Below are 21,949 nucleotides of genomic sequence, written 5' to 3'. Positions count from 1 at the left end.
GGCTTGTGGACGCACAACACGGTGATGACCACCGGCAACTTCTCCGACAACCACCGCACCGACGACCTCGTCGTCCGCTGGTCCGACGGCGAAACCACGATGTACGTCAACACCGGCATGAACACCCTCGGCACCGAACGGAACCTGGTTCCCCACGCCTGAGCCCGTCCCGAGCGCGCAGCCGGGCTCACTGACCGGCAGGCAGCTTCCCGGTGATGTGCTGCCGCGCCTGTACCTGATGGGCGGTTTCCCGGAAGGCCCGCCGGCCCAGGCCGCTCACCGGGTCGACCCGCACGTCGCGCATCCCGGCCGAGGCCGGGTTCGCGCTCAGGTCGTGGGCCGGGCGTCGGCGATGAGCTGCTTGGCAGCGTCCGCGGTCAGGGCGGTGCACAGCCGGGACGGTGGCGCCGTCTTCATCGAACCGGCGGCGCCATCTCGGCATCGGAGGGGTGGTGGGCGTTGAGGTCGGGGAAGAGAGTCGCGGCCACGTGCTGGGTGTCGGCGTATTCGACGACGGAGGCGATCTTGCCGTCGCGCACCGTGTAGATGCCGATGCAGCGGTTGTCGTAGGTGCCGCCGTACACGGTCTTGGCCTTGGAGGTCCATTCGGCGACCACGCGGTCGCCCTCGGCGATCGTGCTGACCAGTTCGATTTCCAGGGTGCCGGGGACGAGGACCGGTCCCATGCTGCCGAGGAACTCGTTGATGATCCGGTCGCGGCCGTGCCACACCTTGGAAATGGGCAGGTCGCCCGGGTAGTGCCAGGTTGCGTCTGCGGCGAGGCTGTCCTGGATGACGTCGGCGGCGCCGTCGCGTACGGCCTCGACGTAGCGGATGACGACGGCCCTGGGGTCGGTGGTGCTGGTCATGGTCAAGCTCCTCGGTCGTTGCGGTGTGGTTCAGGAAAGGGTGAGGACGGCCTTGCCGCGGATGCGGCGGTCGCGCAGGTCGGTGAGGGTGGTCGCGGTGTCGGCCCAGTCCGTGACGCGGCCGATCTCGGGGTGCAGGCGGCCTTCGGCGGTCAGCCGGACGAGTGCCGCCAGGTCGTCGCCGAGGCGGGTGTCGGCGTCGAGGTAGTGGAAGTGGCGGATGACGGCCGATTCGGGCCCGGTGAAGAAGTCGAAGAAGTCGAGCGTCGCCGGTGTGCGGCTGGCCTGCCCGAACCAGATGAGCGTGCCGCGCCTGGCGAGCCGCTTGAGCGCGACGGGCAGGGCCTGGCCGCCGGTCGACTCCAGCACGATGTCGTACGGGCCCCGGGCGTCGGCGACGTCGTGGACGATCTCGGCGGCACCGAGTCCGGCAAGCCGGGCGCCGCGTTCGGCGTCCCTGGTCACGGCGGTGACCTGGGCTCCGGCGGCGGCCGCGAGCTCGGTGACGAAGTGGCCCACGCCTCCGGAGGCACCGGTCAGCAGGACCCGTCGGCCCAGCACCGGTCCGGCGGCGCGCAGCAGCCGCAGCGCGGTGAGCCCGGCCAGCGGCAGTGCCGCGCCCTGGAGCACGGAGACGCTGTCCGGCAGCTCGGTGAGCGCGTCGGTCGGTACCGCCACGTACTCCGCCCAGCCGCCCGCCATGGGGTGGCCGACGACCCGGGTGATCCCGGACGGTCCACTGCCGTCGGCGGCCGACTGCACCACCAGGCCTGCGATGTCCTTGCCGGGGCGTTCGCCGGGGGCGGGCTTCTCCAGCTTGAACGTCTCGCCCCGGTTGACCGAGAACGCCTCGACCTTCACCAGTGCCTCGTCGGGGCGCGGCGTCGGCTCGGTGACGTCGGCGAGCACGACCGGCTCGGCGGGATCTCCGGTCGGCACGAAGGCTTTCATCGTGGTCATCTCCTCGGTGGCCCAGGGGCATCCCCTGGTGTGGCTTCCGGGGACCATCCGACCGCGTGCGGTACCGACCCGGCCAACAACCCGGCCACCCGGCCGACAACGGAGGGTTGTCGCATAGGGTCAGCGGCATGGACCTCGACCTCGCCCTGGTCCGCGCCTTCGTCGCGACCGCCGGGACACTGCACTTCGGGCGGGCCGCCGAAGAACTGAACACCAGTCAGCAGGCGCTGTCCAAACGCATCGCGCGGCTGGAGGAGTTGCTGGGCGTGCGGCTGTTCGAGCGCCAGGGCGGCATCCGGCTGAGCGAGGCGGGGGAGCGGTTCCTGCCGGCCGCGCGCGAGGCGCTGGCGGCGGGCGAGCGGGCGGTCGCGGCGGTGACGGGCACCGGACCGGTCGTACGGATCGACACGTGGGGTCATCTGTACGCGCCGATGCGCACGGTCGCCGAGGCGGTGCAGGTGCTGGGCGCGGTGCGGTGGGAGCCGGGCCCGGGACGTGACTGGCCGTCAGTCGCGCAGGCACTGCTGCGCGGAGACACAGACCTGGGATTCGGCCGGGTGCACCCGCTGCCCGACGGCCGGGACGCGGGGCTCACCCAGCGGCTGGTGCGGCTGGAACCCGTCGACGTGGTGCTCAGCCCGTCCCACCCGCTGGCCGGTGCCGACGCACTGCGCCCGTCCGACCTGCGCGACAGCATCCTGTGGTGCCCGGCCGAACTGAACCGCCTGGACTTCCTGCGCCGCTTCGCCGACGAGTTCCGGATCACGCGGCGGCACGACGGCCCCAACCTGGGCCTGGACCACCTCGTCCAGCACTTGCGCACCGACCCCGAGGGATTCACCGTCTTCCCCGCCGACGCACCGCTGCCGGACCACACGGGCCTGCGCAGCATCCCGCTCGTCGAGCCGACACCGCTGTACGCATGGTCGCTGGCCTGGCGGGAGTCGTCCCGCCACCCCCTGCTCGACACCTTGCTGCGCGGCTTCACCGAAGCCGGCCGTACCCGGCGCTGGCTGGAGTACAAACCACAGCGCGACTGGCTCCCGGACACCGACCATCCGAAACTGGCGGTCCGTTAGGCGCCTGCCCGGTCACCGACGTTCAGCCGCCGACTCCTCTCTTCCTGAGTCTGTCGGCGCAGGAGCGGACCGCGTTGGGTCCTCGGTCAGCCCGTCCGTGCCGACTGTGACGACTGTGACGTTTGGGCATGCAGGTGCGCTTGATAGTTCGAGCGGTCTGTGTGACGGCTGTGCCTGAGCCATGGGCACTGTGAACGGGGGAATGAGGGTGACACCGCCGTTCAGCACCGCGAAGACGCTCACGTCGGACGGCCGGGTGCCCCAGGTCGACGCGCGCCCAAGTTCCCCGTTCACCGGCTTCGACTGCCCCGCCGTGCCCCACTCGGCGGGTTCCCACTCTTCCCTTCGTGAAGGAGATGCATGCGCAAGCGCGCCGCCTTTGCCGTCCTCAGCACCATCACCGCGCTGGCCGGCTTCGCCGCCCCCGGTGCCTACGCGGGCGAGACCCAGACCGACGTCCAGATCAGCAACGTCTCCTTCGACGGGGGCAAGGACATCGTGGTCGATCTCTACGCCAAGACGGTCACGGTGTCAGGGACCTTCACCCACCCGTCGGGCATCCAGGACGCGGACTTCGTCCTGTGGCATGGACCGGATGGTGCGAACCCCTACGAGACCTACGACGACCGCATCGTGTCGAACCAGTTCCACTACCACGCGGACTGCGTCGCCTCGAGTGCCACCACCTCCACCTGCTCGCAGACGTTCTCCCTCGAACCGGACTGGAAGTACGGTGGCACCGCGCTCACCAACGCCCACGCCGGCACCTGGAAGGTCAGTGTGCAGGGGGTGGCCAATGACGACAGCTGGACCCATACGGCGAGCTACACCACGACCCGTCTGCAGCGGCACTCCAAACTCACCGTGGACGCGGGTCCGGAGCCGATCGCCAAGGGCAAGACCCTCACTGTCACCGGCAAGCTCACCCGGGCCGACTGGGACAATCTCGCCTACCTGGGTTACACCAACCAGCCGGTCAAGCTCCAGTTCCGCAAGGCCGGTACCACGGCCTACACCACCGTCAAGACCGTGTACACCTCCAGCACCGGCAGCCTGACGACCACGGTCCCCGCGTCCGAAGACGGCTACTGGCGCTGGAACTTCGCAGGCACCTCCACCACCCCGCCCGTCAAGGCGGCCGGGGACTTCGTGGACGTGCAATAACCCGAACGCCGCTCGCGACAGCGCACACGCGCACGGCGATCACATAAAGGCGCCCTCGCTCTCCTGCAGGGGAGCGAGGGCAGGACGGCCACCGGTGTGGAGGCGATGTTGCCTTTCAGGTCCGGACGGCCGGAACCTTACTGTTCCGAAGCGCCCTTGGGTGCCGTGGGCTCGGGGACGCGCCAGACGATGCGGACCTGCTCGTCGAGAGGGAGCGAGGGGCCGCCGACGTAGATGTGGCGGATGAAGTAGTGGACGGCCAGCCGGAATGCCGCCGGTTCGATGTCGTAGACCGTCGCCACCGTTGCCCGGCTCAGCTTGTTCACCTGGCGGACAACCCGTGGGTCGGTTTCGAGAGGGCCGAGCTCGTCGACGATCTCCGCGGTGAGCTCGCTGTCCTCGCGCATGGCCAGGATCGAGCGTTGCAGCAGGTCGGGTTCGGCCTCGATCCGGTCGAGAATGCGTGCGAGAACGTATTCGTGGAGGACGTCCGCCGCGATGTCGGCGTGCTCCTTGGGCTCCTCGCCCGTGCAGCTGGGACACCCCTCGCATTCGGTGCGGCCGGCCAAGTCCTTGGGCCCTTCGTCGGCTTGCCGAGTGGAGAAGAAGCACGAGGCCACCCACATGACTTCGGTCCGACTCAGCTCCAGGTCTTCGGCGGTCGGCAGATCGACGTCGCCCCATTCACCCACGGGCCCGCCGCCTTCATCGCCTGGCGGCCGGATCTCTGACCGCATCAGGGACTCCAGGCTGACGAGATACGGCTCCCAGTCGTGGGCGCTGAGAAGCAGCGTCGCCCATGCGTCCCCTGGACGCTTCCAGAAGATGAGGTCTTCGTCGTAGCCGTTGACGAAGTGCAGGACGTGGTCGGCCGGATCGAAGTCGGCCCCGGACATCTCACTCAGGTGGGTGAGGACCGCCTGTCGGCCTCGGTAGCGTCCGACGTAGCGGCGGGCCCGGGTGACGAACGACGCCATGGTGGTGTCGTCCAGAATCGCGTTGGGGCTGACACCGATATGGCGCGGCGGAGTCAAAGGGCCGGACCTGCGCAGCTGTTGGGTGGCGTTCGCCCAGTACAGGCTCTTGGTGTCCGGGTCGTACACCACACAGTAGACGGGGATGTTCCCGTCCGCCCAGGTGTCGCCGTGCTGGTCGACAGGCACCGCGTAACCGTTGCCCCGGCGCCAGCTCTCTCCACCCTTTACCTGCACCTTGATCGTGTCGCTCGTGAGATCCCCGTCGTCGGTGAAGGTGACGTAGAAGTCCTCGCCGAAGTCGTTCTGACCGGATATCTCCTGGACGATGTGATCATGCTCTTCGAGCAGGGCGCGCAGCGCGTTCACGGCGGCCTGCGCCACGCGTCGCCCTTTCGGGATCTTCGGCATGCCGTCTCTCCGGGAGGTTTCTCGCCTGACCCAGGTGGCTCCGGGGCCGGTGTCGTCCTCCGTCACTCTGCCTCATGCCTCTGACATCCGGTCTCGGAGGATGTGACGCGTCGGAGCTTGTCGGAGCCTGTGTGCAGGTCGTCTCGGCACCGCCGGGCGTGCCTGCTTCGGGGCCGGTCGACTCATGCGAGTGCTGATCGTGCGGTTGCGTGGCGGGCACGTGTGCTGATGCCCGGCGCAGGGTCGGCGGGGCGGGGCGCGACCGCCCACGCCGCCCCCGCACCGTTCGCGCTCTGTCGTCAGCGCCCTTCACATGGCCCGCTCGGGCTCCGACGGCCCCCTCCCGATCTCGCTGATAACTTGCTGTTTCTGCCACTTCACTCCGGGGGGACACCAATGAGCCAGCCGCCGTTCCCATCGGCACCGCCGCCTTCACAGCCACCGCAGGTCCCCTACAACCCGTACAACCAGCCCGCCCCGCCGCAGCAGCCACAGGGGTTCGCGCCGATGCCTGCCCATGGGCAGGCTCCGGTGCAGTTCGGGCTGCCGCCCGTTCCCGGCCAGGCGCCGATGCACCCGGCACCGCCGTTCCAGGCACCGCCCTTCGGACAACGGCCGAACGCGGCTGGCAACCCGGTCGGCGCGGTCTTCCTCGGGTTTCTCGTCTCGGTCGTCGTCTCGTTTCTCTACAGCGGCATCAACGTGGCCACGTACAAGGAGCAGTCGCTCACCACGGCCAACATCCTCTACTTGGGCCACGCACTGCTCAACGGATCCGTGGTCGGCTCCCTGGTCGGCCTGGTGGGCCGCCGCAGCAACGGAGCCCGGATCGGTGCGGCCGTCATCGCCGCGCTCGGTGCCTTCTTCGGCTTCGCCAACTCCCTCCCGCTCATCATCGCCGACAGCGAAACGCCCAGGGTTGCCTGGGACTTGCTGCAGCACGAGCCCTTCTGGCCGGCCAAGGCATGGTGGAACAACGAAACCGGCGGCGGAGTCGACTGGTTCTCCCCGCTCGGCCTCGTGATCGCTGCAGCCGCGGCGTGGGGTCTCGCCTATGCGATCGGAAACAAGCGCGGACGGACATGACTTCCTGCCAGATGCCGATCGTGGCCGCCGCTTGCCTCTCCCCCTGACCGGCGTCTGTGGCGGACCGTCCGCCCCACTGTCGGACCCATGAGCCGAGATCTCCCCATGTAGCGTTCGACCGCGGTACGGGGACGGGACATGGATCGGGTGACGAGAAACTCGCGCTCTCAGCTTGGGAAGCGATGGCGCCTGGACGGCGGCTCTTATGGGCACGCTTTGATTGCCTCGGCCGGTCAGGTGGGCCCGTGCGGGCTCCGGGAGAAGGCCGTGTCGCCGGCCGTTGCCACGATCGCGTCCTTGACGAGCAGCACGCGCGGCGGATAGTCCTGCGCTTTGTCCCCGGGGTCGTCCAGTGCGGAGGTGCGCCAGACCTCCGCTCCGGTGCGGCTGTCCAGTGCCAGCAGACGGCCGAAGCGGTTGGAGAAATAGACCCGCTTGTACGTCGCTGACACCGCGGGCGCAGACAGACTCTCCACGTCCGTCACCTTCTGCCACAGTTGTTTTCCGCTGTCCGCCGACACCGCGGTGACCGATCCGTCGGACCGGACGAAGTAGACGACGCCGTCCACAAGGGTGGCCGCGCCGGTCAGCGGACGTGCCAGTGGTATCCGTCTGACCTGCCCGGTTTCCGAGGCCACCCGCAGCAGCGCGTTGTACGGCCGTTCGTACCCGGCGTCGTACACGTCCTTCGCGGTCTGGGGGGCGAGGAACAGGGGTTGCCCGCCGACAGTGCCGAGCGCTTCCGCCTTCTTGGGCAGTCTGGCGGTTCCGGTCAGGCTGCCGGGGCCGAGCTTCATCAGTTCGACCGGGGCCTGGCCGGGCTCGGTGGCTTTCGAGCACAGGGCGTAGGGGACGCCTCCCAGCGCCGACGGAGTGCAGTACTCGTCCAGCGAGGGCGCCCGCCACAGTTCCTTGCCGGAAGGCCCGTAGGCCACGAACGACGAGTGGTCGGGAGACAGGGTCAGTAACCCGCCGTCGTACAGGACCGGGTCCTCGGACTTGTTGATGTCGCGTTGCCACCGCCGGTGCCCGGTAGTGGCGTCGAGGGCCACCACGCGCCTGGTCGTGTCGTCCGGATCCTCGTACACATAGACCAGCCCGTCGCGAACGCCGATCGGCTGCACCCCCTGAGGGCGGGTACCGGTCCGCCAAAGGGTGCGGCCGGAGGCGGCGTCGATCCTGGCGGCCGTGAAGCCCGTACCGCCACAGAACAGGGCGCTTGCCTCCGCCACGCATCCGGGGCTGTCGTAGTCGAGAGGGACACCCTTCACGTCGTACCGCAGCTTTGTGCGCCACGGCCGCCAGCCGTCGGGCAGTGACGCGGCACGGGCGGTGGCTGTGGCGGCGGTCTCGGAGGCGGTAGTGGTGTTCTGATCGGACACGAAGACACCCACCCCGACACACAGCCCCGCAACGGCCAGCGCCGCGCCGAGGCCGGTGAGCAGCATCCGTGCGCGGCGGCGCTTGCCGGCGCTGGTCGCGGCATCCGCGGAGGTGGTGGCCGCGCTCCGAGAAGTGGGGCAGCGCCGGGATTTCGCGGACTGCCCGGTCTTCGGGGACTCGGTGACGTCGGACTCCGGCAGCGCCTGGAGCATGCGGTGTATGTCCGTCAGTTCCGGCCGTGCGGCCGGGTCCTTGTCCAGGCAGCGCTCGACAATGCCCAGGAGCGCTTCGGGTACCCCGCCGAGGTCCGGGGTCCCGTACACCACCTGATAGCCGGTTATGTACGGGCTGTCGGCGTCGAACGGTCCCGTGCCGACGGCCGCGAACACCAGCAGCGACCCCAGCGAGAACACGTCCGAGGCGGGGGTGACGTCTCGGGGAGCGGCCAGTTGTTCCGGCGACATGAAGGGCGGAGTGCCGATCATCCGCCCGGTCGTGGTGTGGCTCTGGTGGTCGGAAGCGCGCGATATGCCGAAGTCGATGACGCGCGGCCCGTCCTCGGTCATCAGGACGTTGCGCGGTTTGAGGTCCCGGTGCACCAGGCCCGCCCGGTGGATGTCGCGCAGCGCCTCGGTGAGCCCCAGCCCCAGCGCGCGCAGTTCCCGCTGGCTCAGCGGGCCGTCCTTCTCCACGACTTCGGCAAGGTTGAGCCCCGGCACGTAGAGCGTGGCCATCCATGGCCGGTCGGCGTCCGGGTCGGCGTCCACGACAGGCGCGGTGAAGGCGCCGCTCACTCTGCGCGCTGCCGCGATCTCCTGGCGGAAGCGCGTCCGGAACTCCTCTTCCTGGGCATACGGCCCGCGCGCGAGCTTGACCGCGACCTGCCGTCCCGAGGCGGAGACTCCCAGATAGACGACTCCCATGCCGCCCGCCCCGAGCCGGCCGAGAAGGGTGTAGCCGCCTATGGACTCCGGGTCCCCGGTGCTCAGGGGCGTCATCGCCGATCGTCCTTCCCAGCGCCTGTCTGCCTCACGGGGATCAGAGTAGGGCCTGCCGCCCCGGAAACGGAGCCGCCGATATCGCGCGTCGGTGTCCCTGAGTCCCTGACCGTGCGATGGGTCATCCGTCCAGAGGAGGGCTCAACTCCCGGCCGTCCAAGCTGAGTCGATGTCGATGCCGAAGTGCGTCGAGGTGTGCGTGTGTGCCCGGTGCGCCAGAGCCGGCGGTCTCGGTGGGGCGCCCCCGCAGTCCTCCATTTGGGCCGGCGCCGACGCCCAGGTTCCGCTGCCGTGGGCCGAGGAGACCACGCTGCAGGCCGTGGTGACGCTCAAGTCCGGCCAGTCCGCGTACGCGGGCATCACGACGTCCACCCCCGACGGCGAAGGCGGAGCCAAGGAGAAGACCTTGGGCGTGTTCTTCGCCGACAGGACCCTGCTGACCGTGGTTGTCTGCTCTGAAGGGCAGGCCGTGGGCACGTGCCAAGGGGGGCGTGACGTGGTCAGTTCGCCGGCGCACCCGCCAGGGCGGCCAGCTCGGCGGCGAAGAGCTGCTCGGGGTCGATTCCCATACCGGTGAAGTGGCCGGCGAGTTCCAGTGACAGGACGCCGTGCAGCCGGGTCCAGAAGGTCAGGGCCCGGTGGAGGGCCGCGGGCGGGGCGGGATGGCCGTCCGCCCAGTCCCGGTGGTCTTCGAGGTGCGCGTCGAACGGTGTCGCCGCTCCGTCCAAGGGCAGCGCGGCACAGGCGTCCAACAGGGTTGCCATGATCTCGGACGAGATCGCGGTGGTGTCGTCGGGCGCTCGGTAGCCGGGGACGGGCGTGCCGTAGATGAGGAAGTAGCGCTGGGGGTCCTGCAGGGCCCATCCCCGCAAGGCGTGGGCCAGCGCGGTCACATCGGCGCCCCCCTGTGAGGCCGCGCGGAAGGTGTCGGCGAGGCTTCGGTACGCGTCCCTGACGAGGTCGGTGATCAGCTCGTCGCGGCCGTCGAAGTACCGGTACAGCGCGGGTCCGCTCATGCCCATCTGCTTGGCGATCGCGTTGAGGGAGAGCGCGGACGCGCCCGCCGTGGCGATCTGCTCCCACGCGCGTTGCTTGATCTCCGCACACACCTGGGCGCGGTAGCGCGCACGCGGGGTCTTCGCGACCTGTTCCGTCACTGGCCTACCACCTCTCCGCACTGCTGCGGCTGCCACCGCACGATCTAGTTAGAGGTTATCACTAAAGCTATTGACTATCCGTGAGGCATTGAGTTACAACTTCTAACGGACGCGAACACAAGTAACAGCATCTGGGGCGCAGTGGAGGTCGTCATGGACGTCGAAGGACTCGTCAAGGTCGTTCTGCCGGGCAAGGTCGAGCCCGAAGGACTTCAGATCCGGCATGGAGCCGTACCCGCCGCGGGCCCGGGGCAGGTCGTGATCCGGATGGAGGCGACCGGCGTCTCCTTCGCCGAGCAGCAGATGCGGCGTGGCCGCTACTACGACCAGCCGCCCTTCCCGTTCGTGCCCGGCTACGACCTCGTGGGCACGGTGCTGGCGACCGGTGAGGGCGTCGAGCCGCGCCTGGCCGGCACTCGGGTCGCCGCGCTGGTCAAGGTCGGTGGCTGGGCCAGCCACGTGCTCGTTGACGCGGCGGATGTGGTGCCGGTGCCCGACGGCGTCGGCGCGGCTCAGGCGGAGACCCTCGTCGTCAACGGCATCACCGCCTGGCAGATGCTGCACCGCAAGGCCCGCGTCCGTGCGGGGCACACCGTCGTGGTGCACGGCGCGAACGGTGGTGTCGGATCGGTTCTGGTCCAGCTCGCCCAGGCCGCGGGCGCGCAGGTGATCGGCACGGCGTCCGAGCGCCACCACGACACCCTGCGGGAAAGGGGAGTCGTCCCCGTCGACTACCGCACCGACGACGTCGCCGCACGGATCCGTGAACTCGCCCCCCACGGGGTGGACGCCGTCTTCGACCACGTCGGCGGCCGCGGCATCGTCGACTCCTGGCGCCTCCTCGCCCCCGGCGGCACGCTCGTTTCGTACGGCAGCGCCTCGACCCGGGACGACGAGGGCTCCAAGCAGTGGCCCGTCCTCAAGCTGCTCGGCCGGGTGTGGCTGTGGAACGCCCTGCCCAACCGCCGCCGCGCGTACTTCTTCAATGTCTGGGCCGGCCGGGCCCTGGCCAAGAACCGCTTCCGCACCCGCCTCCGAACCGACCTCACCCAGGTCTTCGCCGCCCTCCAGCGCGGCGAGGTCACAGCCCAGATCGCCGCGCAACTGCCGCTCACCCGCGTCGCCGACGCCCTGCGGCTGGCCGAGTCGGGCACCGTCGCCGGAAAGGTCGTCCTGCACCCGTAGCAAGCACCCGAGTGGCCCGATCCGGTCTCCCCAACGAAAGGGGAGAACCATCATGGTCAGCACCGGCCCGTCGAACTCGCACGGTCAGCAGCCCCGACCCCTGCACCCGCACATGCGCACGGTCTCGGCAATCCTCCGAGTTCGGGTCCTGAAGCGGAGCCCTTACGGTTGGTACGGGGTGTACGTGATCGAGGAGACCTTCAGGTACCTCGCGCCGTCTGCTGTGGCCCATGTCGAGTCGTTGGGGTTGCCCGGCCAGTCGCCGCCGACGGCGGTGTTGACGATGAAGTGCATCCCGACACCCGGGGCGGTGGTGTACCACTTGGTGCCGGTGATGGTGCCGTCCACGGCGTAGTCGATGTGATCGGGCCACCAGGTGAACGAGTACGTGTGGTACGCGTTGGTCCAGCCCGCAGAGTTTGTCTTCGAGAACTGGGTCTGGGCGTTGTTGGAGTCGTGGGAGGTCTGGTAGACGGTGTTCGGGTTCTGGCCGACGATTTCGGCGGCGTCGAACTCGGGCAGCCACGGATTCAGGTAGGCCGCCCATACCGCAGGCAGCAGGCCCTGGCCGTTGGGCATGTTCGCGGTGAAGCTGTAAGTGCCGTAGCCGTAGAGTGCCTTGGACTCCACGCGGCCCGAGTAGTACGTGCTGCCCGACCTGTAGGTCTTGATGACGAGGGTGTTGCCCTCGTACCAGACGCAGTCGGGGGTGTAGGTCTCCAGCTCGTTGTTGGCGGTCCATCGTCCGTTGATGGTGTTCCACGAGTTGATGGTCTGGGGGGCTCCCCAGGACGCCGCGTGGGCTTGCGGCTGTCCCAGGAGAAGCAGCGACAGCGCCGCCAGGGCGGCGACTGTCAGGCGTCCCGGCCTGAGAAGTGCAGATGACATCGCGGCTCCATTGCTCGGATGACATGAGGCGTGGGAGCGGTCCCACGCTCCCTTCAGTGCCGGACTCTAGAAGTCAGTTCAATGTTTGACAAGATGCGCGGCGTCGATCGCCTCATGGCTTCTGAAGTTGAAAGACACCAGGTGGGCTCAGTCCTCGTCCTGGGCGCGCCGGTAGAGCTTGGCGATGTCGTCGTCGAAGTACGCGGCGTAGGAGACATCGTCCTGGTCGCCGCCGCCCTCGTGGCCGCCCAGGACGCCGATGACCGTGCCGGTGTGGCTTTTGGGGTCGTAGTCGGCGAGCCAGGGGCTGCCGCTGGTCCCGTCCTCGAGGTCGGTGCACCGGATGCGTAGCTGGGTGTCGCTGAACTTCGTGGTGCGGTTCCGGCACGAGATCGGGGTGTCACGGCTGGTGGGATAGCCGGTGATCTTGACCTTGTTGTCGAAGCCGCGGTCTGTGCCGAGGGTGTTGCCGCCCAGGACGTCCTGGATGTCCTTGCCGTCCTTCTGGTCGAGGACGAGGAAGGCGACATCGAGGTCCTCGTCCTGCGACTTGGCCCAGCGGTCGTCGACGACCACCTTGCTGACCTTCCACAGGCCGGTGGGTTCGTCGCCGTTGCGGTAGCCGGGGGCGAAGACCAGGTCGTTCAGCGGCTGTCCGGAGTCGGCGTCGAAGGCGCAGTGGGCCGCAGTGACCAGCATGTTCCGGCCCGGACTCCGCACCACGCTCGCCGTGCAGAAGTGGGAGCCCTGGTCGTCCTTCTCGAAGACCGCGCCGATCCGGGCGTTCTCCTCGGTCCTGCGGGGGGTGTACGCGTTGCCGTCCTTGGCCGGGGCCGTCGCGGGGAGGTCCTGGTCCTGGCCCTGCGGGGACTGGCCCGGTTCGCCGGACTTGCCGAAACCGCTGCGCCAGCTGCTTCTGGCCGTATGGGCTTTCTCCGCGGCGTCGCCCACCACTGCAGCTGCCCCGACGATGACCAGAGTCAGGGGCAGGACGGAATTCCTGGCTAGCGAGCGCACAAAATGATTATCCGACGAGGGTCGGGAATTCGGGAGGTGCTTCACTGGGAGGCTCCCCTCACACCCCACCGTCCGGATCGGCCATCGGCACCCTGGTCGAGGATGCCACCCGCTACGTCATGTTCCTGCACCTGCCCGGCGACAAGAGCGTGATGACTGTTCCCGCGCTGATCGGATTGGCGCTGGTGCTGGCCGCCCGCTGAGCGTCGCCCAGCAAGTTGAACGGGGCCGACGGAACTGTCAGTGGTGGGCGGCACGATCGGGAGATGCGACTCGTGCCCTGGACCGTGCCGCCCTGTCCCGTTACCCCCAGGCCATCCTGCCCCGCCCCCAAGTGCGCCCAAGGTCGTCAGCCGGCCGTCGGCCGTTGGCGCGGGTTCACCTGCCGTGGGAAGTCCTGCTGTGGCGTATGCGAAGTACCAGCACGGAGCCGGCGGCGATGGCCAGCAGGGCGCCGGCGGCGCTGTAGGTGACAGCGTTGCTCATCCCGGTGGAGGCCAGGTCGCCGGCCGTGCTGTTCTGGGCCGGCCGGCCGAGGGGTGCGCCGGCCGCCTTCGCCTGCGCACGGGTGCCGATCGTGCCTGCGGCGGAGGCAACCGGTGCAGCGGGGGTCGGCGTGGCGGCGGTCGGCGTGGGGGCGGGAGAGGGGATGCCCTTGCCGGTGGTGGCGGACGAGGGCTTGAGCTGGAGAGTGGTGATCGAGTACGGGGGCAGCGTCTGTGCGGTCGCCGTTCCGCGCGTCGCCGTGGTCAGGGCGGTGTCGCCCTTGGCGTACGAAACGGTTGTGACCGTTCCGGGGGCCGGGGTGTATCCGGCGTAGGAGAGCGACACCTGCGCCGTGTTCTGCGGGTTCTTGTTGATCAGTATGACGTTCAGGGCGCCGTTGCTGCTCCGCACGGCGTGCACGGCGACCGACGGGTTGCCCGAGGACGCCTTGACCATGGTGTCGCCGGGCCGGGCCAGTGCGGTCAGCGAGCGGATACCCCAGTAGGTGGGGAAGGGTGTCTCGCGAGAGGGTTCACAACTCCCGCCGTGGCAGCTTCCGCTGGAGAGCACGCCCTCGTCCTGGTAGTCGGTCTCACCGTTGACGGAGGTGGGTGCTGTGCCCATGCCGTTGTGCAGGTCCCACCAGTCGACGTTGACGGCGCCGTGCTCGAATGGTCCGGGCGGCGTCAGCGGCGGAGGGTGTCCGTCATGCGATATGCAGGGTCGCCCAGCCGGCAGGTCCGAAGCGGGACCTCGCAGGAGCTCGAGATCGGGTTGTTCGTGCGGGATGCGGCTGGTCTGCGTCCGCGCGCCGGCATCGATGTGCCGCCGCTGGTGCCGGCGGTCGGGACGCGGGCGAGCCTCGCGCCTCGTGCGGTCCCAGAGGCGTCGGTGCAGTGGGCTCGACGGTGGGATCGCGAACTGACGCGGCACGAGGAGCCCGATCGTGGGTTCCTTGCGCCGGAGTCCGGTTTCGAGGGCGGCGAGGAACTCGGGGTGCTGGTGCGCGAGTGCTTCGATGACGCCGTGCGGTGGAGTTCTGCCCGGGGCCGCGAGTACGCGGAGGCCGGGCGTCCGGGGCGCCATGATGCGCGGCCATCGCCGTGGCCATGAAGGGCCTCGTCCGTGCGGTGGAGACGGAGTTGGGGCGCAAGGCCCGTCCGTTTGAGCTGCACGTGTGGGAGTTGCCAGTCGCCGGCGCGGTCGGCTGGCGTGTCTCGGAGAAGCATGTGGCGGTGAGCCGGGCTCTGCGGGAGGACGCGGCGGCGTACCGCCGATGGCTTACCCCAGTGATCCGCGAGCCGGCCTGACGGGTGACGCACGGGGAACCGGCGTCGTTGGACAGCACGCCCCCGTACCGGACCCCGGGGACGCCGTATCTCCCGGGGCCCGTGGGGTAGCCGGTCAGGACACGTCGGCGGTCCGCTGCGCGGCTTCGGCGCCGGTGGGGGCAAGGGCTCGCGCGGATTGGACGGTGCCGTCCTTCACGACGTGGACACAGGCTGGGGCAGCGCGGCCACCAGGCCATCCGCAGCTCGGCCGGTACGTGCGGGGAAGGCCGCCAGGGGCAGGCCGGGTGCGCGGCGGCGGCCGGGGTGCGGGTGCAGCCCGGCCGCCGTGCGGACGGTTCGTCAGCTGGCGCCGGTGGGGATCAGCAGGTGCGGTCGATGAGGTTGAAGGTCCTGTAGTGGTCGGCGGTGTAGTAGTCCTCCTGGGACTGCTCGCCGGTCACGATGCGCCGTGCGCCACGGGTCGGCGCACCGGGCGTGATGACGGTGTACTCGTGGTAGTAGTCGGCGGCGCTCTGGGGCGGGAGCACGCCTTCGACGTTGGTGAAGACGGTCCCGTCCTTGGGGAAGGGGAAGGGGCCGCCCTGGTCGATCAGGCTGAGGGTGTCGTGCGCCTCGGAGGGGAGCCGGGAGTAGCAGATGTTCCCGATGTCGCTGGCGTCGACGGCTATGGCGTGCGTCGTCGTGACGTGAGCGGTGGCAGCGACGGCGGGTGCTGCGGCCACCGCGGTCCCGCCGAAGAGCAGGGCCGCGGCGAGGGCGCCCGCGGCGCCGATCCTGGTGATCTGTGGGGGGAAGTTCATGCCGCCCAGCATGACGCGCGTAGACATGCCCCTGTCAATGTTGAGAAGGTGAACTGTCGCTGTATTTCACAGCGACAGCCCAAGGGCGCTCTGGTCGCCTCACCGTCACCGGCCAACCTCCGGGCGCCGTAGCGCAGTTGCAGGGGCTGCCTCCCGACCCGCCTCCGGGCGACGGGTTCGACGTCAGAACTTGGCGGCGTCGACGGTTTCTCCTTCCACGCGCAGTCCGACGAGCCGCCGCAGTTTCCCCTACCCGTGCCGTCGGACGAGCCGAACCCGCGCACTCAGCTCGCGAAGTGTCCCTGCTCCGGTGTCAGTCCCACGGCGGACATGAGCGATTCGGCGGCCGGCTCGGTGGCCGCCGGCGGCACGACCAGCAGATCCCGGCGCCCATGGGCGGGGGCCATCAGAACGATGGTGCTCGGCGTGCGCTCCGTGGTGGTCCTGCGCAGCCGGACGACCTGGTTGCAGACGAGCATGCGGCCCGGTACCCCGGCCCACCCCGTGCCGTTCACCAGGACACTGACGATCTGACCCCAGGCGCGGGGCAGACCGGAGAGCAGCGGCGGGAGTTCCGTCAGGAGATCGAAGGTGCGCGGCCACCAGGCCCCGTCGATACGGCGTGGCACGGTGCTCTCGGGCGCGAGGTACAGGCGGAGGAGGGGCGGGGCCGGTGGCGGGCGTCGTAGTCGGTCGCTCATGAGGTGTCCTGTCGAGTGGTTCGGCGCGGTACGACGTCCTCGGCCGGACGGTGCGCCTCGGCGGCCAGGAGTGCGCTCGCGGGGAGGCGGAGTGCGGCGTCGGCCGTTCGCCCCTCCCAGGCGTCCTGTGCGTTCGCGTAGGCGGGGAAGCGGTCGAGCAGGCCGGAGTGGCGGAAGATCAGGTCGGTCGTGTGGTTGTCGTACACGATGCGTATCCAGCCGCGCCGGGCGCGGCAGTCGGCCCACGCCTCGCACAGTGGCGTCAGGATGCTGCAGTCGGTGAAGGTCACCTCACTCAGGTCCACGATCAGGAGGAGCCGTCCGGGCCGGGCCGCGCGGGCATCGGCCAGGGCGCGGACCAGTGGGGCCACGGTCCGCGTGTCCAGTTCGCCGCGTGCGCGGACGATGCGGCACTCCTCGAAGAGCGCAGGCGCTTCGTCCTGAGTGGGCAACGGCTCGCGCGAGGATGGTGGTTGAGACAGGTCGGTCGTCCCTGCCGTGGGCTCCCGAGGGGCCCCGTGCCTCATTCCGTCTCCCCGGTCGCGCCCACCGGGCGACCCTCCCCCAGTGCCTGAACGGCCTGGGGGCACCCCCAGGCGAGCGTCAGCATGCGCGCGGCGGTCAGCGGGTTCTCGGGGTCGGCGGCGGCCAGCAGCCGGGCGGCTGTTCCGGCGGGCTCCTCGGGCGGGACGACCAGGAGCACCCAGCGGCCCACGGTGCCGCAGTCCAGGGTGATGACGCGCGCGTCGCTTCCGGGTCCGGCCGGCTCCACGGCGATCACCCGGCCGGGCGCCATGACCGTGTGCGGGGCGTCGGGCCACCCGGCGGGGTCCACGGAGACCCGTAACGCGACCCCCGGCTCCGGCTCCAACGAGCCGACGAGCGAGGGAAGTTCGAGTTCCAGTGTGTCACAGCGCGGCCACCGGGCCCCGTCCAGCGGGCCGTGGCTGACGTCCGGGGTGAGGGTCAGACGGGGGAGGGGCATGCGGTACGTGTGCGCGTCGGCACCGGATGCGCCTTCGGCCGGTGTTCTGGTGGGATCCATCGTGCGGTCCCGTCCCGGGAGCCGTGGGACGACTACCCGTTTCGTCCCTCGCCGGGAACGGCACCGCCGGAAGCGCTGCGCGAAAAGCTCTCGGTGCCGTCAGGCTACTCCTGGCCGAGGCGAAGCGGACGGCTCAGCCGTCCGCCTCCGCCTTCTCCGCCTTCTCCGCCTTCTCCGCCTTCTCCGCCCTCTCCTGTTCCTCCTGTTCCTCCCCCTGTTCTTCCTCCAGCTCCTCCATCAGGCAGATGCCCTCATGTGTCAGCGAGACGGCCGCAGGGGTCCGGTGCGACGTCCAGTCCACGCTGATCAGGCCCTCGTCAGCCAGATAGGCGCAGGCGGCGGAGAGGTCCTCGTCGGGCAGGCCCAGCTCGGCGCGGAGCACCGATCCGCTGACCTCGGGGCGATTGAGTCCGACGGCCCGGTACAGGGACCGCAGGACCGCCTCACGGTTGTTCTTGCGTTCGCTGAGTTTCGTCATGGCTGTCGCTCTCCGGGATGACGGCCGCGCGGGGACGGACGCGACGTTGGATCCTCGCGGCCTCACAGCCGCGGTTCATACCTCGTCGGTGTGAGCGTGCGCCTGCTCTGTCGATTTACTGGTCGCGAGCCAGGACCGTGCGGGTTCCGAGGTGCGCGCGGTGTCGAGGGTGAGATGGAGCCGGGTCCCTCCTTCACGGCCGGCGGGGTAGCTGCGCTGCTCGGTCGAGGCGAAGCAGCGCCGGAGTACTTCGGCGACGCGACGGGCGATCTCCGGCGTCGCGGCGACGATGCGGACCTCGGCGTGGCCCTCGGAGGGCAAGGGCTCGTGCTCCATACGGACCTCCTGGCAGGCGACGGGTACGAACCATGATTCCGGTCGCTGCCCGAAACGCCGGGCGACGGTGCGGGGGCTACGTCGCGTTTCCACGGCCGCCCCCTTTCTGAAGGATATGCCGGGTAAGGGCGGCCATGCGTCCCATGATCGACCGATCGACCGGCCACCTGCCGGTCGCCAGGCCGAGCCCGGTGGCGACGCGAGCCGGCCTGGGCCGGCAGAACAGCGACCGCCGGGTCGCAGTCGTCGAGGCGGGCCCGGCCGGGAGTACGGTGGAGGTACCGAGGGCACGCCGCGCACCGCCTCAGGCACCGGTGCCGTTCCCGGGGATCGACGACGCCGGGGCGGCTTTCGTCCGCGCCCGGGGCAGGGTTGGTCATGACCGCGCAGGTGTTCCTCCCGACGACCTTGACCCTCCCCGCGCTCCGGCCCGCACGGGGCAGGCCGCGTACCCGCGTGCCAGGCACGCCGACGAGGGAGCGCAAGTCCTCGCCCCAGGTCGCAGAACGCGTCCGCCCGCTGACGCGTGGTCAGGTCGCGGACCGTCTGCAGGAGCTGGGCGACCTGTACGCGGAGACCTCCGGTGGCGACCCATGGGCGTGGAACGAGGCGCGTGTCGCCTTCCTGCACCATCTTGCGGCCGACGCACGACGACCGGGGTTCTCACTGCTGATCGCGGAGACCACCGCCCTGACCGGATACGCCTACGGCTTCCCCACGGGCGGCGCGGGTCCATGGTGGGCGGGCTTCGACGGACACGTTCGGGGAAGTCTGCTCCGCCGTGCCGCCTCCGGCCGGCTCTTCGTCGTCTCCGGGATCGTCGTCCCGCCTCGCGTGCGCCGGGAGTACCGGGACCACGTCTGGAACCTCGCCCGGCGCCTGCAGCGGCGATTGCTCGCCGACCACGGTGCTGCGCTCGGCGTCGCGCTGGTGGATGTCCGGGACGACAGGACCGTGGAGACAATGCGGTCCTGGGGCTGGCGTTACGCCGGAGACGACACCCTCCAGGCCGTGCCGTCCGGTCCGTTCCGCGTTCTGGTGCTGGCTCCGGAGTCGTGAGCGGCCACCCTGTCATGGATTACGCCTCGGCCCCGGTCAGGGGCACGGGCAGGCGCAGGGCGAGAAGGGCGATGTCGTCGGTGCTGCCGGGGGCCATCCGGGCGGACAGCCGGTCGCACAGGGTGTCCAGTGGATCGCGGGCGAGGGCGAGGGCATGACGGCGCAGCCGGGCGAGCCCGCTGTCCAGGTCGCTGCCGCGAACTTCGATCAGGCCGTCGGTGTAGAGCAGGAGCGTGGACCCCGGCGGCAGGGCGTGGGTCGCGCTCGGCCGATGACCGCCGGCGCCCAGGTGGGTTCCGAGGATGAGTCCCTGCCCGGATTCGAGGTACTGCGCGTTCCCGTCGAGGGTCAGCAGCAGGGGCGGCGGGTGCCCGGCACTGGTCCAGTGCAACGTCCAGGGGCCGGTGTCCGGACCTTCCACCCGGGCGAGGACGAGAGTGGCCATCTGCACGGTGGTGATGGCGTGCATGGCGTCGTCGAGGCGGTCCACGACGGCACCGGTCGGCCCGGGGTGGTCCCAGGCGAGGGAGCGCAGGATGCCGTGCAGCTGCGCCATCCCGGCAGCGGCGGTCAGATCGTGGCCCACGACGTCGCCGATGACCAGGGCGAGCGTGCCGTCCCTCAGCGGGAACGCGTCGTACCAGTCCCCACCGACCTGGGAGCCGGCCGGAGCGGGCTGGTACCGGGCGGCCAGCTGGAACCGGCCGTGCTCGGGCAGCGGGGGGAGGAGGTTGCGCTGCATGGCCTCGGCGACCGCGCGCTGCCGGCCGAACCGGCGGGCGTTGTCGATGACCAGGCCGACCCGGCGGCCGATGTCGCTCACCACGTCCAGATCGCCGGTGTCGAAGGGCCGTGCCGCCTCGGTGCGCACCAGTGTCAGCGCACCGGTGACCCGCCCTCTGCTGCCCAGCGGCACCGTGATGACGGATGCCGCGCCGGTTGCTCCGAGGAAGGCGCTGTGGACGGTGGCGAGGGGGGAGTCGGGCGTTGCGTCCAGGTCCGGCCGGTCCTGCAGCACGGGACCGCCTCCGCTGAGCACCTGGACCAGGGGCGAGTGGGCCGCCTCCCCGGCCGGGGGCAGGTGACCGCGCCAGTCCTCCTGCCCGGCGTCACGGCCCTCGGGGCCGGTCACCGCCACTCGGTGCACCTGGCGGGAGCCGACCCGCAGGTCCACGGCGGCCCAGTCGGCGAGGCGGGGAACCAGGAGCCGGCCCAACCGGGCGAGGGCCTCGTCCACCTCCAGGGTCTGACCGAGCACGTCGGTGATCTCCGCGACGAGTGTCAACCGCTCGGCGAGACTCTCCAGAGCGCTCGTATGAGCGGCTCGTTCCGCCCGTTCCGCCCGCTCTGACTGCTCCGCACGTTCCGCACCTTCCCTTTGAGCACGGCGGTCCGCCGCGGTCTCGACGATCAGCACGGCCATGCCCAGGGAGACGCCGGAGACGTCGTCGTCCGTCAGGGGCGTGGCCGACCAGGAGATCGGGACCAGCCGTCCGTCACCCCGCAGGCACCGGTCGTCGTCCCCGCGTGCAGGACGCCCCTCGGCCAGCGCCCGCAGCAGCGGGCAGCGCTCTCGTGGGATGAGGGCGCCTCCCGGGTCCCGATGGCACAGGTCATGCAGGTCCTGCCCGTGCACCACCGCTGCCGCGCGACCCAGCAGCCGCTCGGCCGCCGGGTTGACCGCGACGATCCGCCCGGCCGGGTCGAGCACGGCAACGGCCGTGCCCAGCTGCTCGACGACCTGCCGCCACAGATCCGGCTCCGCCGCCGACAGCCGTCTCTCGTGGTCTCCGCCGGACCTCAAGCCCTCCACCACGCCGCCGCCGTCCTTCCCACACAGACCACACCGCGACCCGGGACCCCTGGGCCGCCGGGCCGCAGAGATATCCGTGCCCCGATGGTCCCTCTTCGGGTACCCGGCCGCACGGCCGACAGGACAGTGCCTCCGCGACACCGCGGTACGGCCGCTCCGGCCGGGCCTGCCTCTGCCGGCCGGTGGTCTCGACGTGGGTCTGCGCCGCTCGGTTGTTCCGTGTGCCGAGTCCTGCCCGAGACGTGCCGTTCCGACACGGCCTTCCGCCACCGAAGTTCCGTCGGCTGGAAGGGACTTCGGTACCCGGGTCGTTCAGCGTCCGCTTCCGCCGCCCCAACGCGGGCTTGCTCGCCAAATGGTCGATGTCCGAGGTCGGCGATCACGTCCACGCGTTCGTCATGCCCTCGACCACCCGGGAGGAGATCGACGAACTCGTCTACGACCTCCAGACCAGTGACGCCTTCATCGAGCCGGCTCCACCGATCAAGTTGAAGGATTCTTTGGAGGCCCAGCTGGCCGCCCTTCCCGCGGTGGACCTCGCCGATGGATTCATCTCCCTGGGCGGCGTCCCCCTCGGCGGACGTGGCATGGAATAGGCGTGAGTGCGAGGGACTTCTTCGCGGCCCGGCTCGGAAGGGCTCCCTCGCGCGATTACCCCGGGCAGCATCACTCGATCAGGGTCTTTGTCGCAGCGGTGTGTGACGCCGAAGGATCGGTTCCGCAGCGACGGGAAGCGCGCCCCGCGAATTCCCCTTATCGGTCATATTG

General features: G+C 70.1%; 22 protein-coding genes. 7 read left to right on the top strand and 15 right to left on the bottom strand.

Going from position 1 to position 21,949, the window contains the following annotated elements; genetic code table 11:
* Window positions 1–413: 413 nt before the first annotated feature.
* Window positions 414–869 carry a nuclear transport factor 2 family protein gene (locus AQI88_RS28995; RefSeq protein ID WP_067004757.1) on the bottom strand — a complete coding sequence of 152 codons (456 nt, stop codon included), beginning with the start codon at window positions 867–869 and terminating at the stop codon, window positions 414–416.
* Window positions 870–899: 30 nt separating this feature from the next.
* Complete coding sequence (locus tag AQI88_RS28990; protein ID WP_067004789.1) at window positions 900–1,820, bottom strand: zinc-binding dehydrogenase; 921 nt, start codon at window positions 1,818–1,820, stop codon at window positions 900–902.
* A 137-nt stretch (window positions 1,821–1,957) separates the two neighbouring features.
* Here AQI88_RS28990 and AQI88_RS28985 point away from each other — a divergent pair, with 137 nt between their 5' ends.
* Together AQI88_RS28985 and AQI88_RS28980 are read left to right on the top strand one after the other, a co-directional pair.
* Window positions 1,958–2,908, top strand: a complete 951-nt coding sequence (locus tag AQI88_RS28985) for a LysR family transcriptional regulator (protein ID WP_067004755.1) — start codon at window positions 1,958–1,960, stop codon at window positions 2,906–2,908.
* A gap of 360 nt (window positions 2,909–3,268) precedes the next feature.
* Complete coding sequence (locus tag AQI88_RS28980) at window positions 3,269–4,072, top strand: calcium-binding protein (RefSeq protein ID WP_067004753.1); 804 nt, start codon at window positions 3,269–3,271, stop codon at window positions 4,070–4,072.
* A gap of 137 nt (window positions 4,073–4,209) precedes the next feature.
* Here the strand turns inward: AQI88_RS28980 and AQI88_RS28975 are convergent, their stop codons facing one another.
* Window positions 4,210–5,457 carry a DUF4365 domain-containing protein gene (locus AQI88_RS28975; protein ID WP_067004751.1) on the bottom strand — a complete coding sequence of 416 codons (1,248 nt, stop codon included), beginning with the start codon at window positions 5,455–5,457 and terminating at the stop codon, window positions 4,210–4,212.
* A gap of 507 nt (window positions 5,458–5,964) precedes the next feature.
* Here AQI88_RS28975 and AQI88_RS28970 point away from each other — a divergent pair.
* Window positions 5,965–6,543 carry a hypothetical protein gene (locus tag AQI88_RS28970; protein ID WP_244184375.1) on the top strand — a complete coding sequence of 193 codons (579 nt, stop codon included), beginning with the start codon at window positions 5,965–5,967 and terminating at the stop codon, window positions 6,541–6,543.
* 233 nt (window positions 6,544–6,776) lie between these two features.
* On the opposite strand, the gene AQI88_RS28965 is transcribed toward AQI88_RS28970, so the two are convergent.
* Window positions 6,777–8,924, bottom strand: coding sequence for a protein kinase domain-containing protein (locus tag AQI88_RS28965; RefSeq protein WP_067004747.1), 2,148 nt, complete (start codon window positions 8,922–8,924; stop codon window positions 6,777–6,779).
* A 169-nt stretch (window positions 8,925–9,093) separates the two neighbouring features.
* On the opposite strand from AQI88_RS28965, the gene AQI88_RS48865 reads away from it, so the two are divergent.
* Window positions 9,094–9,501, top strand: coding sequence for a DUF4232 domain-containing protein (locus tag AQI88_RS48865; protein ID WP_341849525.1), 408 nt, complete (start codon window positions 9,094–9,096; stop codon window positions 9,499–9,501).
* Here AQI88_RS48865 and AQI88_RS28955 read toward each other — a convergent pair.
* The gene (locus AQI88_RS28955) at window positions 9,425–10,081 is read right to left on the bottom strand and encodes a TetR/AcrR family transcriptional regulator (protein WP_067004743.1); all 657 of its coding nucleotides are present in this window, start codon (window positions 10,079–10,081) and stop codon (window positions 9,425–9,427) included. The two genes, AQI88_RS48865 and AQI88_RS28955, sit on opposite strands and share 77 nt — an antisense overlap.
* A gap of 153 nt (window positions 10,082–10,234) precedes the next feature.
* On the opposite strand from AQI88_RS28955, the gene AQI88_RS28950 reads away from it, so the two are divergent.
* Window positions 10,235–11,266, top strand: a complete 1,032-nt coding sequence (locus tag AQI88_RS28950) for a medium chain dehydrogenase/reductase family protein (protein WP_067004787.1) — start codon at window positions 10,235–10,237, stop codon at window positions 11,264–11,266.
* A gap of 162 nt (window positions 11,267–11,428) precedes the next feature.
* Here the strand turns inward: AQI88_RS28950 and AQI88_RS28945 are convergent, their stop codons facing one another.
* The 9 genes from AQI88_RS28945 to AQI88_RS28900 all read right to left on the bottom strand — a co-directional run bounded on the left by AQI88_RS28945 (window position 11,429) and on the right by AQI88_RS28900 (window position 18,309).
* The gene (locus AQI88_RS28945) at window positions 11,429–12,154 is read right to left on the bottom strand and encodes a glycoside hydrolase family 16 protein (RefSeq protein ID WP_067004742.1); all 726 of its coding nucleotides are present in this window, start codon (window positions 12,152–12,154) and stop codon (window positions 11,429–11,431) included.
* A gap of 147 nt (window positions 12,155–12,301) precedes the next feature.
* Window positions 12,302–13,171 carry a trypsin-like serine peptidase gene (locus tag AQI88_RS28940; RefSeq protein WP_067004740.1) on the bottom strand — a complete coding sequence of 290 codons (870 nt, stop codon included), beginning with the start codon at window positions 13,169–13,171 and terminating at the stop codon, window positions 12,302–12,304.
* 378 nt (window positions 13,172–13,549) lie between these two features.
* On the bottom strand, window positions 13,550–14,281 hold the full coding sequence (locus tag AQI88_RS47950) for an LPXTG cell wall anchor domain-containing protein (RefSeq protein ID WP_107118686.1): 732 nt from the start codon (window positions 14,279–14,281) through the stop codon (window positions 13,550–13,552).
* Window positions 14,282–15,308: 1,027 nt separating this feature from the next.
* Complete coding sequence (locus tag AQI88_RS28925) at window positions 15,309–15,749, bottom strand: guanyl-specific ribonuclease (protein WP_067004785.1); 441 nt, start codon at window positions 15,747–15,749, stop codon at window positions 15,309–15,311.
* 284 nt (window positions 15,750–16,033) lie between these two features.
* Window positions 16,034–16,450 carry a DUF5994 family protein gene (locus tag AQI88_RS28920; protein ID WP_067004736.1) on the bottom strand — a complete coding sequence of 139 codons (417 nt, stop codon included), beginning with the start codon at window positions 16,448–16,450 and terminating at the stop codon, window positions 16,034–16,036.
* Window positions 16,447–16,902: an STAS domain-containing protein gene (locus AQI88_RS28915; protein WP_067004734.1), complete on the bottom strand. Its 456-nt coding sequence runs from the start codon at window positions 16,900–16,902 to the stop codon at window positions 16,447–16,449. The genes AQI88_RS28920 and AQI88_RS28915 overlap by 4 nt, the downstream gene beginning before the upstream one ends.
* A gap of 71 nt (window positions 16,903–16,973) precedes the next feature.
* Window positions 16,974–17,495 carry a DUF5994 family protein gene (locus AQI88_RS28910; RefSeq protein ID WP_067004733.1) on the bottom strand — a complete coding sequence of 174 codons (522 nt, stop codon included), beginning with the start codon at window positions 17,493–17,495 and terminating at the stop codon, window positions 16,974–16,976.
* A gap of 133 nt (window positions 17,496–17,628) precedes the next feature.
* Entirely contained in the window at window positions 17,629–17,973 is a 345-nt protein-coding gene (locus AQI88_RS28905) for a hypothetical protein (RefSeq protein WP_067004731.1), read from the bottom strand.
* 75 nt (window positions 17,974–18,048) lie between these two features.
* Window positions 18,049–18,309 carry a hypothetical protein gene (locus AQI88_RS28900; protein ID WP_067004729.1) on the bottom strand — a complete coding sequence of 87 codons (261 nt, stop codon included), beginning with the start codon at window positions 18,307–18,309 and terminating at the stop codon, window positions 18,049–18,051.
* A gap of 456 nt (window positions 18,310–18,765) precedes the next feature.
* Here AQI88_RS28900 and AQI88_RS28895 point away from each other — a divergent pair, with 456 nt between their 5' ends.
* On the top strand, window positions 18,766–19,368 hold the full coding sequence (locus tag AQI88_RS28895) for a hypothetical protein (protein WP_159050413.1): 603 nt from the start codon (window positions 18,766–18,768) through the stop codon (window positions 19,366–19,368).
* 19 nt (window positions 19,369–19,387) lie between these two features.
* On the opposite strand, the gene AQI88_RS28890 is transcribed toward AQI88_RS28895, so the two are convergent.
* Window positions 19,388–21,184 carry a SpoIIE family protein phosphatase gene (locus tag AQI88_RS28890; RefSeq protein WP_244184373.1) on the bottom strand — a complete coding sequence of 599 codons (1,797 nt, stop codon included), beginning with the start codon at window positions 21,182–21,184 and terminating at the stop codon, window positions 19,388–19,390.
* A 359-nt stretch (window positions 21,185–21,543) separates the two neighbouring features.
* Between AQI88_RS28890 and AQI88_RS28885 the strand changes: the two genes are divergently transcribed.
* Entirely contained in the window at window positions 21,544–21,777 is a 234-nt protein-coding gene (locus AQI88_RS28885) for a hypothetical protein (RefSeq protein ID WP_067004725.1), read from the top strand.
* Window positions 21,778–21,949 lie beyond the last annotated feature (172 nt).

The sequence above is a fragment of the Streptomyces cellostaticus genome (assembly GCF_001513965.1).
Classification (GTDB): Bacteria; Actinomycetota; Actinomycetes; order Streptomycetales; family Streptomycetaceae; genus Streptomyces; species Streptomyces cellostaticus.
The sequence above is the reverse complement of the archived record's forward strand: the minus strand, read 5'-3'. Positions and strand labels throughout refer to the sequence as shown.

Excerpts from the sequence above, each read along its gene's own strand:
- AQI88_RS28970 (WP_244184375.1), top strand. The coding sequence starts at position 5,965 with ATGCCTGCCCATGGGCAGGCTCCGGTGCAGTTCGGGCTGCCGCCCGTT.
- AQI88_RS28985 (WP_067004755.1), top strand. The coding sequence starts at position 1,958 with ATGGACCTCGACCTCGCCCTGGTCCGCGCCTTCGTCGCGACCGCCGGG.
- AQI88_RS48865 (WP_341849525.1), top strand. The coding sequence starts at position 9,094 with ATGTCGATGCCGAAGTGCGTCGAGGTGTGCGTGTGTGCCCGGTGCGCC.
- AQI88_RS28980 (WP_067004753.1), top strand. The coding sequence starts at position 3,269 with ATGCGCAAGCGCGCCGCCTTTGCCGTCCTCAGCACCATCACCGCGCTG.
- AQI88_RS28975 (WP_067004751.1), bottom strand. The coding sequence starts at position 5,457 with ATGCCGAAGATCCCGAAAGGGCGACGCGTGGCGCAGGCCGCCGTGAAC.
- AQI88_RS28995 (WP_067004757.1), bottom strand. The coding sequence starts at position 869 with ATGACCAGCACCACCGACCCCAGGGCCGTCGTCATCCGCTACGTCGAG.
- AQI88_RS28920 (WP_067004736.1), bottom strand. The coding sequence starts at position 16,450 with ATGAGCGACCGACTACGACGCCCGCCACCGGCCCCGCCCCTCCTCCGC.
- AQI88_RS28925 (WP_067004785.1), bottom strand. The coding sequence starts at position 15,749 with ATGAACTTCCCCCCACAGATCACCAGGATCGGCGCCGCGGGCGCCCTC.
- AQI88_RS28885 (WP_067004725.1), top strand. The coding sequence starts at position 21,544 with ATGTCCGAGGTCGGCGATCACGTCCACGCGTTCGTCATGCCCTCGACC.
- AQI88_RS28910 (WP_067004733.1), bottom strand. The coding sequence starts at position 17,495 with ATGGATCCCACCAGAACACCGGCCGAAGGCGCATCCGGTGCCGACGCG.
- AQI88_RS28990 (WP_067004789.1), bottom strand. The coding sequence starts at position 1,820 with ATGAAAGCCTTCGTGCCGACCGGAGATCCCGCCGAGCCGGTCGTGCTC.
- AQI88_RS28950 (WP_067004787.1), top strand. The coding sequence starts at position 10,235 with ATGGACGTCGAAGGACTCGTCAAGGTCGTTCTGCCGGGCAAGGTCGAG.
- AQI88_RS28905 (WP_067004731.1), bottom strand. The coding sequence starts at position 17,973 with ATGACGAAACTCAGCGAACGCAAGAACAACCGTGAGGCGGTCCTGCGG.
- AQI88_RS28900 (WP_067004729.1), bottom strand. The coding sequence starts at position 18,309 with ATGGAGCACGAGCCCTTGCCCTCCGAGGGCCACGCCGAGGTCCGCATC.
- AQI88_RS28965 (WP_067004747.1), bottom strand. The coding sequence starts at position 8,924 with ATGACGCCCCTGAGCACCGGGGACCCGGAGTCCATAGGCGGCTACACC.
- AQI88_RS47950 (WP_107118686.1), bottom strand. The coding sequence starts at position 14,281 with ATGGGCACAGCACCCACCTCCGTCAACGGTGAGACCGACTACCAGGAC.
- AQI88_RS28945 (WP_067004742.1), bottom strand. The coding sequence starts at position 12,154 with ATGTCATCTGCACTTCTCAGGCCGGGACGCCTGACAGTCGCCGCCCTG.